This is a genomic window from uncultured Brachyspira sp., assembly GCF_944388875.1.
Lineage (GTDB): Bacteria > Spirochaetota > Brachyspiria > Brachyspirales > Brachyspiraceae > Brachyspira.
The window spans coordinates 61,302-76,692 of the sequence record NZ_CALXKQ010000009.1 but is presented as its reverse complement, the minus strand read 5'-3'; the positions used below and the strand labels follow the sequence as shown (position 1 = coordinate 76,692).

The window sequence follows — 15,391 nt, the reverse complement described above, 5'->3', positions numbered from 1 at the left end:
AAATTAATTTATTTATATATAAAGTCTTTTAACTCTATATCCTATATTTACCAGCACCTCATGGCTTATAGTTCCAACTTTATCTGCCATAGTTTTAGCATTTAATCTCTCATCATCTCCAAATATTAAAACTTCATCTTCCGATTTTATATTATCATTGCCCACATCTATAATAATAGAATCCATGCATATTTTTCCCCTTAAAGGATAATATTTACCATTAATTTTTACTTCCCAATTATTAGACAATTTCCTTGATATTCCGTCAGCATATCCCACAGGAACAACAGCAACTTTAGTATCCTTATTTGCTGTCCATGTCATACCATAAGAAATACTTTCACCCTTTTTTATATTTCTAACTAAAATAACTCTAGACTTTAAATTAAGAATAGGTTTTACTTCTATACTGCTTACATCAGAATAAGGATATCCGTACAATATTATTCCTGCACGAATCATATCAAAATATGTATCTTTATATGAAATTAAGGCAGCAGAATTTGCTGTATGGGCATTATTTATATTAATATTATTAGCTTTTAAATTAGATAGAACTTCATTGAAAATATTTATTTGATTTCTGGTAAATTCTTTGGCATGATCTTCTGTCATATCCGCACCAGCATAATGAGTATTAATACCTTCTATACTTAAATTATTGTACGACAGAACCTTCTTTGCTAGATCCAATACATCCTCAGGCTTGGCACCCATCCTATTCAAACCAGTATCGACCTTTATATATAACCCAAGCTTCCCTCCATATTTATTTAAATAATCATTATAATACGGCAGACATTCATCATTACTTATTATAGGTGTTAAATTGTACCGGCATACTAAATCAGAATCTTTTTTATAATGCTGAAACAAAACTATTATTGGAATACTAACTCCGTTTTCTCTTATCTTTATAGCCTCTTCAACTGTAGCGACCCCCAAAGCATCTGCTCCAAACCTTTCTGAAGCATTAGATATAGCAACTATCCCATGCCCATAAGCATCTGCTTTAACTATATTAAGTAGTTTTACACCATTTAGAAGTGTACGTATATTTTTCATGTTATTTTCTAAATTCGATAAATTAACTTCAGCCACCGTAAAATTTAACATATTTAATTTCCAACCTTGTATAAATTTTAGTATAACTATTTTTTTATGTTTGTCAATAAAATTCGTTTTTTTTCTTTAAAATCATATTTGTTGTGATAAGAAATATTTTTATTTTTAAAATAAAAAAATAAGTAAGGTTAATATTTTACATATAACACCTCACTTATTTTTTATAATAAATATTATTTAATTACCTATCAAACATTTCAGGATTTTTAAAATCTTCTTTAAGCATCTCTAATACTTCTTCATTATTTTTAAATCCGTCATTATCATGTTTAAATTCTTCTTCAAGACTCTTAAGCTCCATATCCATTCTCTTATCCACAGAATAATCATTAGAAGATTCATCATCTAAATTATCATTATTTACTTCCTCAACCTTATCAGCATTAGTAACAAATTTAGTCATAAGATCATTAAATTTATTAAATATCTCATTTAATTTAGCAGTAGCCTCATAAAACTCCTTGTTTCCTTCCACTGTTTTTACTGATAATTCATTGAGGAAAGTCATAGCATGTACAACCTCTTTAGCACCTGAACTGTTAGCTTCAATAATATCTGAAACCTCTCTAGTTATTTGGTCAAGCAATGTAATTTGGCTATCCACCACATCACCGCTGTTCATCTGCTCTTTAACACTTTCTTTAACGCCAGTTGTAATATTATTTAAGTGTCTGATAGTTTCAAGTATATCTCTTCCTCCAACCTCTAACTCACTGTTAGCCGTATTAATCTCGGAAACAACCCTAGCAGTATTTTCTGACATATCAAGTATATTATCCAAAGATTTACCGCTGTTACTTGCAAGCTCCACTGTTTCTTCAATTCTCTTCGTAATAGCCTTAATAATATTCGTAATAGATTTAGTGTTATCAGCAGTATGTTCCGCTAAAGATCTAATCTCGTCAGCAACAACAGAGAAACCTCTTCCCTGCTCTCCAGCATGTGCAGCCTCAATAGCAGCATTCATAGCCAAAAGGTTAGTCTGCTCGGCAATACCTTGAATAACGTTAACAATCTCTTTAATTTGGTCAGAGCTTTCCTCAATACCTCTTACAGCCTCAATAACCTCATCTACCGTATCACCGCCGTCATGGGCATCAACAAGTAATTTTTTAGAGAAGCTGTCCGCCTTATTAACACTTTTTGCTACACTTGTAATATTAGAAATCATCTCTTCAATAGAAGCTGAAGTCTGTTCTACCGCTGATGACTGACGCTCCATATTATCATTAATCTTATAAATTGTCTGAAGAAGTTCTTCTACTGCAATAGAAGCCGATGAAAATGCATGTCTTTGCTGATCCGTAGAATTAGTAACATTCTGTATTGAGTTAATTATATTATTAACACTTGCAACACTTTCTGTAATACTTGAACTTTGATCATTAATTCTATTCGTATTTTCATCAATAACCTTTTCTATTATCTTTATTTCATCAAAAACCTTATAACTCTCTAATTTAAGCTCTCCTATCAAAGTATCCAATCTTGCCAAGAATAAATTAAAGTTATATATCAAAACTCCTATTTCATCATTGTTTCTTGATGAAATTCTCTTTCTCAAATCACCATTTACACCAATGAGAGCTTCTGTAGATACATTCGCCTTTTTAATAGATAATAACAAAAACTTAAGAATAATAATATATATTACAAATGCTACAATAAATGTTAATATATACAAAGAAACATATAAAAATATTCTGCTGTCCATATTAGAATCTTTTATAACAGTATTAATATCTTTATAATATAAGGCTATTAATTTTAATTCTTTTAAATAAGAAACTATAACTATAGAATTATTTTCTGCTATAGGTATATTACTGGTATAATCAAAAATATTATTTTCTATATTATTTTCAAATTTCTCAATATATGAACTTAATTCTACTGATGATTGTATTACTTCTGAGATTCTTTCTGATATATATCTGCTGTCAGAACTTAAAACTATATCTCTATCATTTACCCTATAATAAACATAAGACCATTTTGACAGTATATCATTATTTTTAATTATTCTGCCTATATCACTAATATCTGCCTCTGTTATAACATAACCCAAATCATTACCAAAAAGATTTAATTTAGAATATGAGGATATATATATGCTGTTTCTATCATATACATTTACATTGAAGGCTATATTATTAACTTTTATATCATTCTCCAAAAATGTATGCATGCTTAAAGAATCTGACGATCTAGTTGAATATTTGCCTGTAGCAGCATCTTTAGTTATAGTTATAGAGTAAGGTAAATCTGTATCAAGATATTTATCATATATATTTACAGAAATACTATTATAATTATTATTCAATGTATTATTATAATATGGAAGTTTATTAACAAATTCTTCCTGAATAATATTTCTTGTTATAGTGTTTCTTCCTGAATACATACTTAATACAAAATTATTGTAAGATATCATATCCGCTCTTACTTTGTTATTAAAATCACTAATATTTCCTGATATATTAAGAACCTCATTCAAAGTTTGATCACTGACTGTATTTATGTAAGTGTTTTCTTCCACTTTACAATAATTTAATAAAAATGCTAACACTATAGAAGAAAAAAACAAATAAACCGTAACACTTAATTTAGCAGTTAATGGAATATAAAATGTTACTACATTTTCTTCCAATTCAAAATTTTTAGAGAAAATCTTAAATAATAAAGAGAATACAAATACTAATAAACTGGCATTTATAGTAGCAGCAAAGAAAGCTATTATTGTTGTATACATAAATGAATCATTAACTATTGAGTATATTATTAATTCTAAAACACTGCCAGTAATAGACATAATAAAAAATATAAAAATTGTTCTGCTTGCCAATTTTACTTCTGCATTTGCTTTCCATCTTCTTAAATATTTAAATAGAAAAATAAAGGAAACTACAGCTAAGACAATTTTTATACCATATATAGGAGGTAAATCTCTATATATGATATACATAAACAAATTCCAAAATACTACATCAATTAACAAGTATATAGGAATACTAAAAACTCTCAATCTGCTAATAACATGTTGTTTTAATTTCTCTAAAACCATAATATCCTCTATATTTAATAAAAAATAATACTCAAAGTATATAATACAATATTATATATTATCGTGTATTTTTTATCAAAATTTATTTATTATAAAAAGTATAATATTATACTCTTCCTACTTCATTTATTACTCTTCCTATAAGCGTATCATGGGTAGATATGGTTTTGGAGTTAAGTTCATAAGCTCTTTGAACCTCTATCATTCTCACCATTTCATTTACTGGATTTACATTGCTCATCTCTAAAAATCTTGATAATACCTTAGGTCTGTCTACACCTTTTTGAGCTATATATGCTGGTCCGCTTATATCTGTGTCTACCCAGAAAGACTCTCCCTCTTTTTTCAAATATCTTTCATTATCAAAGCGTACTATTTTTAAAGTATCAAGTATCTCCTCATCTTCCCATTCATTATCATTAAACTGTACAAATGTATTGCCATCCTGATATCTTCTATTTATACTTACTCTTCCCTCTTCATCTATATTAAAGTTATTAGTTTTTATCTGTATATAGCCGTTTTCACCCATAACTTTATAACCATGCTTAGTTACTAAGTAATGATCTTTATCTATCAAAAAACTGCCGTTTCTAGTATATCTTTCTCCATTAGGAGTTTCAATGGCAAAAAATCCCTTATCTCCCAAAGCTATATCAAGCTGATTGCCTGTTTCTCTTAAAGAACCCTGCTCCCATTCTGTGAAAACTTCATTAACTTCAACTCCTGTTCCCATTCTTCCTACATAAGGTCTTATATCTGTAGAACCAAGAGGGAATATAACAACACCGTCATCTTCTGTTCTTGCAGCCATCATCTCTGGAAAAGACTTAAAACTCACTGTATCTCTTTTAAATCCAGGTTTATCTACATTAGCCAAATTATTAGCTACAACATCTAGTCTTGCTTGTTCGGCCATCATTCCGCTTGCACCTGTATAAACGCCTCTTACCATTATTAGTACCCCCTAATTAAAAATATTATCTTATTATTATTATTTATTGTTTAATATATATTTAAATTATAAAATATCATCTTCTACTTTTTTAGTATCAATATTTATACTCTTTAATTTATTCTCCAAATCTTCATAGCCTCTTTCTATATGATATATTCTATGAACATTCGTACTTCCATTAGCAATAGCACCTGCAGCAACCAAAGCAGCACCAGCACGCAAATCGCTTGCCTGTACATCTGCACCTGATAATTCTTTGCCTCCATTTACTATTATGTCAGAAGTATTTAATTCAATATCAGCTCCCATACGTATAAGCTCTGGAACATGACTGAATCTGTCTGGATAAATGCCTTCTATAAGCTCACTCTTTCCATTAATTGTACAAGCCAATGTTGTATAAATGGCCTGCAAATCTGTTGGAAATCCAGGGTAAGGCAAAGTTTCTATTTTAAAAGGCTTCAATTCTTTATTAGAAGCATCAATCTCTATAGTTGTATCTGTAGTTTTTATATCGCACCCTATATCTGAAAGCAAATCAAGTACATAAGTTAAATGCTTAGGCTCAGCATTTTCAAGTTTTAGTTTTCCCCTTCCAGCAGCAGCTATAGCCAAGAAAGTGCCTGTTTCTATTCTGTCTGGTATAACTGTAAACTCAGCACCATGAAGATAATCAACACCCTCTATAGTTATAGTATCAGTGCCTCCTCCTGTTATCTTTGCTCCCATTGCATTAAGCAAATCAACCAAATTAACGCATTCAGGCTCTTTTGCAGCATTTCTTATAATAGTAGTTCCTTTTGCTAAGGATGCCGCCATCATAACATTATCAGTACCAAGCACTGTAGGTCCGAATTTGCCTGATAAATCCATATCAGCACCTATAAGATTATCTTCCACTTTGGCATCAATATATCCAGCAGTTATATCTATTTTAGCACCTAAGGCTTCCATTCCTTTTAAATGCAAGTCTATTGGTCTAGGTCCGAAAGCACATCCGCCAGGGTATGATACTCTGCAATGCTTACGTTTTGCCAAAAGAGGACCTAACACTATAATAGAACCCCTCATTTTTTTAACTAATTTATAAGGAGCTTCCTCGCTTTTACCATTATGAGATATTATTACAGTAGTATTATTCTTAAAATCTACTTTTTTACCCAAAGGCTCTAATATATTAATAAGTACATGAACATCAACTAAATCTGGCACGTTATGAAGTATTACAGGCTCATCCGTTAAAATAGAAGCTACAAGCAAAGGCAATGAGGCATTTTTAGAACCTGATACCTTTAATACTCCTCCAATACTCTTTGAACCTTTTATCACATATTTATACATATATTTTCCGCCTTCTGTATATTCTACATAAAAGAATAAAAATTCTGCTTCCAATAGTGTCGGTATTATACAAAAATGCTTAATAAATTTTAATTTATGATTTTATTTTATAATTTAAATAAATTTGTTTTTAATGTATTATAAAAATATTAATTCTTATAGGAGTATATACAAATGAATAATTTTTCCAATCTAAATGATACTTTTACTTTAAATAACGGATATAAAATTCCATGCTTAGGATTCGGCACTTGGCAGACGCCTGACGGAGATACTGCTGTAAATGCTGTAATAGAAGCAGTCAATTTGGGATACAGACATATTGATACAGCTGCAGCTTATAAAAATGAAAAAAGTATAGGAAAAGCAATTAAAGAAAGCAATATAAATAGAAAAGAATTATTCATTACAAGCAAAGTTTGGAATAAAGATAGAGGATATAAAACAACATTGGAAGCATTCGATAAAACTATTAATGACTTGCAGCTTGATTATCTTGATTTATATCTAATTCATTGGCCTGCATCAGAAAATCAGTTCAAAGACTGGGATAATATTAATTTGGAAACTTGGAGAGCTATGACAGAACTTTATAAATCAGGAAAAATAAAATCAATAGGCGTTTCTAATTTTATGCCTCATCATTTGAAATCATTAATGAATACGGAAATTAAGCCTATGGTTAATCAGATAGAGTTTCATGCTGGATTTATGCAGGAGGAAACTTTTAAATACTGCAATGATAATAATATAGTTATAGAAGCATGGAGTCCTTTAGGTACTGGAAAAATGCTTGATAATAATATATTAAAAGAAATAGCTAAAAAATATAATAAGTCTGCAGCTCAGATTTGCATAAAATGGTGTCTTCAAAATAATACTTTGCCTCTTCCTAAATCTGTAACTCCTTCACGCATTAAAGAAAATACAGAAATATTTGATTTTGTTATAAGCGAAGATGATATGAAAACAATAAACAGCATGCCTTATTTCGGAGGTTCAGGACTGCATCCTGATAAAGTAGATTTTTGATTTAAAAAATTATTTATTTTTGCTGCTTATATTAAGGAAAATAAAATGAATAAAAATTTTTTAGAAGATAAATTATTTTGGATTAGAGAACCGCAAAAGTTTATTATAGATGATAAAAAAATAGAAATATATACAGAACCTAATACTGATTTATGGCAGAGAACATATTATGGTTTTAGAAATGATAATGCTCCAATACTTCAGACAAAAACTAAAGATAAATATTTTTCTTTTACGGTAAAAACTGTATTTGAAAGCAAAAGACGTTTTGACCAATGCGGAGTTATAATATATATAGACAGTTATAATTGGTTTAAGGCTTCTATAGAATATGAAAATGAAAATTATCAGCGTTTGGGAAGTGTTGTTACAAATAATGGGTATTCAGATTGGGCTACTCAGGATATATCAGCTTCTATAAAAGAGATGCATTACAGATTAAGCAGAAGAGAAAACGATTTTTTAATTGAATACAGTGAAGATGGAAATATTTTTAAGCAAATGAGAATATTTCATTTATTTAAAGCTGATGATGAAATTCCTTTCGGAATATATGCATGCAGTCCAGAGTATTCATCTTTTAAGGCAGTATTTACTGATATGCATATAACAGAGTGCAAATGGAAAGAGCATAAATAAAAATTGACAAATAATAATTGTTTGTTAAAATGAAATAATAATCAAATAATATAATGGAATAAATATAAACATGGCAGAAAACTATAAAGTAATAGCAAGAAAATACCGCCCTCAAACTTTTGAAGAGGTTATAGGTCAGGAGCATATAACAAAAACAATATCTAAAAGCATAGCCCAAAAAAAGATAGCACATGCATATCTTTTTTCAGGTGCTCATGGTGTTGGTAAAACTTCTCTTGCTAGAATTATAGCCAAAGCCTTAAACTGTGTTAATGGTCCTACTGATAAGCCATGCGGAGTTTGTCCTTCATGTACGCAAATAGAAAACGGAACTCCTCTTGATGTTATAGAAATCGACGGTGCAAGCAACAGAGGTATAGAAAATATAAGAACAATTATAGAAAATGTACGCATATCTCCAGTGGCTGGAAAATATAAGGTATATATTATAGATGAGGTGCATCAGATAACCAATGAGGCTTTTAATGCACTTCTTAAAACTTTGGAAGAGCCGCCAGCACATGTTGTGTTTATACTTGCTACTACTGAGGCAGACAGAGTACTTCCTACTATAAGAAGCCGATGTCAGCAGTATACTTTTAAATCTTTAGGAATAGAAGATTTAGAGAAAATATTAAAAGGAATACTTGATAAAGAAAATATTAAATATGATGAAGAGGCAATATTTTTAATAGCAAAGCAGGCAAGAGGTTCTGTACGCGACAGCGAAACTATATTAGAAAAAATGATAGCATACACTACAGACAAAAAATATATAACGAGTGCTGATGTTAATGCTGTTGTCGGAGGAAATAATTTTTCTTTTGTTAAAGAGTTTTTTGATATTATGATATCAGGAAATAAAAAATCATATTTTGAGTTTGTAAAGAAATTATTTGAAGAAGCGGTTGACCCAAGAACATTTATAAACAGCATAATAGAATATATGCGTGTTGTTCTTATGATAAAAAGCGGCATTGATGATACTAAATTATTAGAGATAACGGAAAATGAAAGAGATGATTTAAAAACTTTTTCTAATAATTACAGTGATGATGAAATAGAGAGAATACTTGATTATATACTATCTGCCGAAGAGCGTATAAGAAGTGCATCTAATCCTAGAACAATATTTGAAATGCGTATGCTTCTGCTGCTTAATACAGATAATTTAATACGCCCTATTGATATAATTTCTTCTAATATGCAAACTGAAGATTATATGCCTGAAAATATAAGTACTCAAAACAATAATAACAAAATGCCTGCAAATGAAAATAAGCCTCATTATGATGTGCCTTTAAATCCTAATGATAAAAGACGCATATTCTACAATAAAATACTCTCATTTATAGAAACGGAAAGCCCTACTATATATTCTCTATTATCTCAAGGAAATCCTATAGAAAGCAGAGGAGCAATATTAATAGTAGCACTTCCAGATAATATATATGAAATGACACAGTCGGATAAGCGTATAAATGACTTGATATCAAAGGCAATACCAAAGTTTACAAAAAATAAAGATGTTGCTATACAGTTTCAAAGAGCTGTAGAAGGAAATATGATAGATAAATTAAAAAGTCGTCTGCAGGCAACTGAAGTAGATGAAAATTCTTTATAATAAAAAAGGTGCAGAAAATCAACTATTCCGCACCTTTATTTTACAAAATCAAATTTTATTTTTTCTTTTTTGAAGAAGGTTTTTCTTTTTTGACTTCTTTTTTATTCTCTTTACCAAGTTTATTTAATTTAAACATAAAGTCAAATACCTCATCAGCCTGCTTAACAGGATGGAATGTAAGTCCTTTTTTAACATTTTCAGGTATTTCATCCAAATCTCTTATATTTTCATAAGGTATTATAATATGCTTAATAAATCCAAGCCTTTTTGCCGCTATAGTTTTTTCTTTTAATCCGCCTATAGGAAGCACTTTACCGTTTAGAGAAAGCTCGCCTGTCATGGCTGTATCATTTCTTATAACCTTATTCATAGCTAAAGAAAGCAATGCCGTAGCCATAGTAATACCGGCAGAAGGTCCGTCTTTAGGAGTAGCACCTTCTGGTATATGAAGATGTATTACAGCATCATTAAAGTAATCATCTTTAACACCGTAATTTTTAGACACACTTCTGACATAACTGTATGCTATTTCTACACTCTCAGTCATAACATCGCCCAACTGACCTGTCATGTTTATAGTGCCTGAATCTTTTTTCTCATTTACCCTTATCGATTCTATAGTTAAAGTAGCTCCTCCCATAGAAGTCCATGCTAAGCCTATAGCATTTCCTGGTTTTAAATCCCTTTCTGTGAAATCTTCTGTAAATATTGGCTTTTTTAAATATTTCTCCAAATCTTTATCATCTATAGTTATATTATAAGTTTTTTTATCATTCTCAACTATATCAGCTGCAATTTTTCGGCATATTCTCTCTATTCTTCTTTCAAAGTTTCTTACCCCAGCCTCTCTTGCATATCCGTCTACTATTGAGCTTATGGCTTTATTAGTAAATGTTATATTTTTTGCATTAAGTCCATGAGCCTTAAGCTGTCTTGGAATTATGTATTTGGAAGCTATTTTTAATTTCTCTTCCATAATATAGCCTGAAAGTCTTATAACCTCCATTCTATCAAGCAAAGGTCTTGGTATTGTATCAAGAGTATTAGCTGTAGTTATAAAAAGAACATTGGATAAATCAAAAGGCAAATCGAGATAATGATCCCTAAAAGAAGAATTCTGTTCTGGGTCTAATACCTCAAGCAATGCACTTGAAGGATCGCCCTGAAAACTAGCACCTAATTTATCTATTTCATCAAGCATAAGTACTGGATTTTTTACTTTTACTATTTTTAAAGCTTCTATAATCTTACCCGGCATAGCTCCTATATATGTTCTTCTATGTCCTTTAATTTCTGCTTCATCTCTCATACCGCCTAGAGAAAATCTAAAGAAAGGTCTGTCTAATGCTTCTGCAATGCTTTTTCCTATAGAAGTTTTACCCACTCCAGGAGGACCTACAAAACATAGTATAGACGATTTTTTTTCTGGATTTAATTTTCTTACAGCTAAAAATTCGTATATTCTTTCTTTTACATCTTCAAGCCCATAATGATCTCTATCCAATATCTTTTTGCTTTTTGCAATATCTTCTCTCTCTTTATTTTCCTTATTCCAAGGCAAAGCAAATAAAGTATCCAAATAGTTTTTTGAAACTGTATATTCAGGTGAATGAGTGTCTATTGTAGAAATCTTCTCAATTTCCTGCTCCATTCTCTCTTTAACTTCTTCTATAACATTAAGCTCTTCAAGAGCTTTTTTATATTTTTCTATATCTCTTTGCTTAGGGTCTGTATCATAGCCTAATTCTTTTTTAATTTCTTTAAGCTGTTCTTTAAGGAAATATTCTCTCTGCTGTTTCTGAACTTTGGCATTTATACTTCCCTGTATTTTCTGCTGTATTTTTGTAATTTCTCTTTCCTTTTGTAAAAGGAGAAGAACTTTTTCCAATCTCTCCTGAATATCAAAAGTTTCAAGAATTTCCTGCTGGCTTGCTCTTTCAACATTTATCATAGATGTAACAAAATCAGCCAATTTACCAGGATCATCCACATTAACCATAGTAAGACGCATCTCTTCTGTAAAAAGCGGATTATTCTCGCTTAAAGATTTTACCTCAGAAAGCAATGCTCTTGTGTATGCCTTTATTTCTTTAGCTTCTTTCTCATTATGAAAAGGATCCACATCAGGTATATACAGAGGCTCTGCTCTTATTACAGGTTCTGTGGTTGTATATCTCATAACTTTATATCTTCTTATGGAGTTTATGAGAAGATTAAGTCCTCCGTCTGGAAGATTAAGTTTTTTGAATACTTTTACAACTACGCCTACTTTATAGATATCATTAACAGAAGGCGTTTTACTATCAGGAGGATTATCTGATATATATAGATTCAATCCCAAAAATCCGTCATTTTCAGCTATAGCCTTATTAACGGCATCAGCATGCATAGGCGGTATCGGAAATGGAGCATAAAGTCCCGGGAAAAGAGGCTTTCCCATTACTGGTATTATAATAAGTCTTGAAGGCAGTTTATCTTCCACTATTGCAACCGTATTATTATTGTTTTTATTTTCTTTATTATCGCTATTTTTTTTATTATCTATATCTTTATTTAATTCATTGCTCATTAAAAAATCTCCAAATTAATAATTTTATAGTCTGCTAAGTAATACATGCAATAAATATACCAATTATTACATTATATTTTATAAATAAATGATACATATTACAATATTTTTTAGAAAATTTCTGTATATAAAAAATAAAAATGTATTATAATTAAACATTTAAAATTCACTTATGTATACAGATTATACTAATTTTAATATTTTTATTTATTTTTTGATATTTCTAATTTCTTTTTTATATTTGTTTGCCTTATTATTCTAATTTTATATCTTAATTTTTGATTTATTTCTGTTCTTTTTTTGGATGCTCTTTAGTTATTGTATAGTCCTTTAATATTTTAGTTCTTTTGTTATATATGTTTACTCTTAAGTTATGGGTTTATCTTCTAATGTTTGAAAATATTTTTCTACAGTTTAATTACATCTGCCCGCCCTATAGGCTTATAATTTTATTTTGTTATTCTTAATTTCATTTTTATTGAGAATTTTTCACTGTAATTATAACACCCGCCCAAGCGGTTTTTAAATTTTTAGCTTTATTCTCCGCACACAGAACGAAACTAAAAATAAAAAATTGATTATCGATACATTTTTGTTATATATAAAATTTAGTTCACCGTGCGTAAAAATAAATTTTTAAAAATTAAATCAAATTTATGTAAGATTAAAATCTTGCTCCAAGATAAGGCATAGGATTCTTATGATCTCCTCCAACTCTCACTTCAAAATGACAGTGTATACCAGTTGTACGCCCCGTATTTCCTATAAGAGCTATCTTTTCACCGCGTTTAACTCTTTGACCTGAATTCACAAGCAATTTTGAATTGTGTCCGTAAGCAGTCTGATATCCGTTAGCATGCGAAATAATTACAAACCATCCGTATCCGCTTCTCCATCCTGCAAAAGACACAGTACCGTCAGCAACAGCTATTATAGGAGTGCCATAAGAACCTGCTATATCAACACCATAGTGATAGCTTTTTTCCTGATTGAATGGAGAAAGCCTTGCTCCGAAACCGCTGGATATTCTTCCGCCTCCTGAAACAGGCCAGCCTAAAGGTATCTGCTCATGTATTCTTGGAGAGATATTCATAAAAGATAAAACATTCTTTTGATATGAATCCACTTCATTTAATATCTTATTGATATTTGTTACATCATTATAACTCACAGCATTTTGATTATTATTAAAAGTACTTGTGTTGTTATAATCTATTGTATGCGATATATTCTTCATAGAGTTATTATAATTAATAAGGGCTGTAGAAAATCTTGTTAATGCCTGTTTGTAATCTTCTATTAAAGAATAAGTTTTTGCCTCTCTGGCTGATAGTGTATTATAAAACTCTCTTGCCTCTTTTTGCCTATTATATGCATCATATCCTGTATAAACTAATGCAGAGAACACCAAAAGCAAAAATGTTATCATAAAATTATTGATAGGAAGTCTTACGCCATGCTCCTCATCATCATAAAATATTAATATACTTCTTTCATGATTGCCTTTTCTTTTAACGGCATTTATTATTTCAGAGAAAAAATGTCTTATTCCGTAAGTGGAATTATATATGGATTTAAATATTTTTCTTGTTTTAACGAATTTAATTTTTCTTATTTTAGGAGGTTTGTATCTGCCTTTATTTAACTTTACATTTTTTTTATAATGAATATCAAAATGGGAATAGGAATCTATTGTAGGTTTTTTATTATTACTTTTAAAATTACCAACAAATTTATTAGCAAGTCCTTTGACATCCTTTGAAGTTTCTTCTAAATAATATTTATCTAATTGGGCATTAGATTTTCTTTCAGTTTTAGTGCTGGTATCATCAGTAAATAAAATAATAAGCCCCCTTAAAAATCAAATAATCCTCTTTCTTCATTATTATAATTATCGTCATACCTAGAAGAAAGATTTAAATATGAATATGCCTTATTAGTGGCTACTCTTCCTTTAGGCGTTCTTTTTATAAAGCCGCATTGTATTAAATAAGGCTCTATAACATCCTCAATGGTTTCTATCTGTTCGGATAAAGACACAGAAATAGTATCTACTCCTACAGGACCTCCATTATAATGCTTAATAATAGTATTTAAATAAAGTTTGTCAAGTGCTTCAAATCCATTTTTATCCACACCTAATTTTTCCAAAGAATCACAGGCAAACTCTTCATCTATTTTTAAAACATCATTCACCGTAGCAAAGTCAAATACTCTTCTCAAAAGTCTATTAACTATTCTTGGTGTACCCCTAGACCTTGATGCTATAGAAATCGCTGCAGAATCAGTAACATCTATATTAAGAAATTTAGAACTTCTTTTTACAATATTGGCTAAATCTTCATTAGTATAGAACTCAAGCCTCTCTACTATGCCGAATCTGTCATAAAGCGGAGTACTAAGCAATCCGCTTCTTGTTGTAGCTCCTATTAATGTAAAATGAGGCAGTTTTACTCTAAAGCTCTTAGCACTTGTACCCTCTCCTACCTTTATATCCACAAAAAAGTCTTCCATTGCAGAATATAATACCTCTTCTACAACAGTTCTTAATCTGTGAATCTCATCTATAAATAATATATCTTTTTCGCCTAAAGTAGTTAATATAGAAGCTAAATCTCCTGGTCTCTCTATTATAGGTGCAGAAGTAGCTTTTATATTGCTTCCCATTTCATTTGCTATTATCTGAGCAAGTGTTGTTTTTCCAAGCCCAGGAGGACCGTAAAATAGTATATGATCCAGAGAAACATCTCTTTTTTTGGCACTGTCTATAAAAACCTTTAATTTTGATTTGATATTATTCTGCCCTAAAAAATCATCAAATCCTTTAGGTCTCACAGAATTATTGTTTTCCTGCTTATCATAAGAGTTCTCTTCAGCATTCGTTATACTTTCTTTATCCATAGTATTTTTTTATTTCAATTAAAATCTAGGATGTCATTATATAATATATAATGTTAAATAACAAATTCATTATTATTTTTTTATACATATAGTAAAAATACAATAATAATTATTGTAATTCATTCTAAGCTATATATT

10 protein-coding genes are annotated in these 15,391 nt (G+C 30.0%); 3 read left to right on the top strand and 7 right to left on the bottom strand.

All coding sequences use genetic code 11. The features are described 5' to 3' along the window. Positions 1 to 12: 12 nt before the first annotated feature. The 4 genes from alr to murA all read right to left on the bottom strand — a co-directional run bounded on the left by alr (position 13) and on the right by murA (position 6,488). Entirely contained in the window at positions 13 to 1,116 is a 1,104-nt protein-coding gene (gene alr / locus Q0J69_RS07485; protein ID WP_297205671.1) for an alanine racemase, read from the bottom strand. A 190-nt stretch (positions 1,117 to 1,306) separates the two neighbouring features. Beyond that, positions 1,307 to 4,189, bottom strand: coding sequence for a methyl-accepting chemotaxis protein (locus Q0J69_RS07480; protein ID WP_297205670.1), 2,883 nt, complete (start codon positions 4,187 to 4,189; stop codon positions 1,307 to 1,309). Between the two features lie 106 nt (positions 4,190 to 4,295). Next, entirely contained in the window at positions 4,296 to 5,144 is an 849-nt protein-coding gene (gene flgF / locus Q0J69_RS07475) for a flagellar basal-body rod protein FlgF (RefSeq protein WP_297205667.1), read from the bottom strand. A gap of 66 nt (positions 5,145 to 5,210) precedes the next feature. Next, on the bottom strand, positions 5,211 to 6,488 hold the full coding sequence (gene murA, locus Q0J69_RS07470; protein WP_297205664.1) for a UDP-N-acetylglucosamine 1-carboxyvinyltransferase: 1,278 nt from the start codon (positions 6,486 to 6,488) through the stop codon (positions 5,211 to 5,213). Between the two features lie 174 nt (positions 6,489 to 6,662). Between murA and Q0J69_RS07465 the strand changes: the two genes are divergently transcribed. The 3 genes from Q0J69_RS07465 to dnaX all read left to right on the top strand — a co-directional run bounded on the left by Q0J69_RS07465 (position 6,663) and on the right by dnaX (position 9,783). Beyond that, positions 6,663 to 7,520 carry an aldo/keto reductase gene (locus Q0J69_RS07465; RefSeq protein WP_297205660.1) on the top strand — a complete coding sequence of 286 codons (858 nt, stop codon included), beginning with the start codon at positions 6,663 to 6,665 and terminating at the stop codon, positions 7,518 to 7,520. 45 nt (positions 7,521 to 7,565) lie between these two features. Further along, a complete protein-coding gene (locus Q0J69_RS07460; protein ID WP_297205657.1) occupies positions 7,566 to 8,159 on the top strand; it encodes a DUF1349 domain-containing protein in 594 nt (197 codons plus the stop codon). A 70-nt stretch (positions 8,160 to 8,229) separates the two neighbouring features. Beyond that, on the top strand, positions 8,230 to 9,783 hold the full coding sequence (gene dnaX / locus Q0J69_RS07455; RefSeq protein ID WP_297205654.1) for a DNA polymerase III subunit gamma/tau: 1,554 nt from the start codon (positions 8,230 to 8,232) through the stop codon (positions 9,781 to 9,783). A 55-nt stretch (positions 9,784 to 9,838) separates the two neighbouring features. Here the strand turns inward: dnaX and lon are convergent, their stop codons facing one another. The 3 genes from lon to ruvB form a co-directional block, all read right to left on the bottom strand. After that, complete coding sequence (lon, locus tag Q0J69_RS07450; RefSeq protein WP_297205651.1) at positions 9,839 to 12,352, bottom strand: endopeptidase La; 2,514 nt, start codon at positions 12,350 to 12,352, stop codon at positions 9,839 to 9,841. A 664-nt stretch (positions 12,353 to 13,016) separates the two neighbouring features. Continuing rightward, positions 13,017 to 14,198 (bottom strand): M23 family metallopeptidase, encoded by a 1,182-nt coding sequence (locus Q0J69_RS07445; RefSeq protein WP_297205697.1) that lies wholly within the window; start codon positions 14,196 to 14,198, stop codon positions 13,017 to 13,019. A gap of 8 nt (positions 14,199 to 14,206) precedes the next feature. Beyond that, the gene (ruvB, locus tag Q0J69_RS07440) at positions 14,207 to 15,253 is read right to left on the bottom strand and encodes a Holliday junction branch migration DNA helicase RuvB (RefSeq protein WP_297205649.1); all 1,047 of its coding nucleotides are present in this window, start codon (positions 15,251 to 15,253) and stop codon (positions 14,207 to 14,209) included. Positions 15,254 to 15,391: the final 138 nt, after the last annotated feature.

Bases quoted from the DNA above. Each gene is read 5' to 3' on its own strand.
- lon (WP_297205651.1), bottom strand. From the start codon at position 12,352: ATGAGCAATGAATTAAATAAAGATATAGATAATAAAAAAAATAGCGAT.
- Q0J69_RS07465 (WP_297205660.1), top strand. From the start codon at position 6,663: ATGAATAATTTTTCCAATCTAAATGATACTTTTACTTTAAATAACGGA.
- ruvB (WP_297205649.1), bottom strand. From the start codon at position 15,253: ATGGATAAAGAAAGTATAACGAATGCTGAAGAGAACTCTTATGATAAG.
- Q0J69_RS07480 (WP_297205670.1), bottom strand. From the start codon at position 4,189: ATGGTTTTAGAGAAATTAAAACAACATGTTATTAGCAGATTGAGAGTT.
- dnaX (WP_297205654.1), top strand. From the start codon at position 8,230: ATGGCAGAAAACTATAAAGTAATAGCAAGAAAATACCGCCCTCAAACT.
- murA (WP_297205664.1), bottom strand. From the start codon at position 6,488: ATGTATAAATATGTGATAAAAGGTTCAAAGAGTATTGGAGGAGTATTA.
- flgF (WP_297205667.1), bottom strand. From the start codon at position 5,144: ATGGTAAGAGGCGTTTATACAGGTGCAAGCGGAATGATGGCCGAACAA.
- Q0J69_RS07460 (WP_297205657.1), top strand. From the start codon at position 7,566: ATGAATAAAAATTTTTTAGAAGATAAATTATTTTGGATTAGAGAACCG.
- alr (WP_297205671.1), bottom strand. From the start codon at position 1,116: ATGTTAAATTTTACGGTGGCTGAAGTTAATTTATCGAATTTAGAAAAT.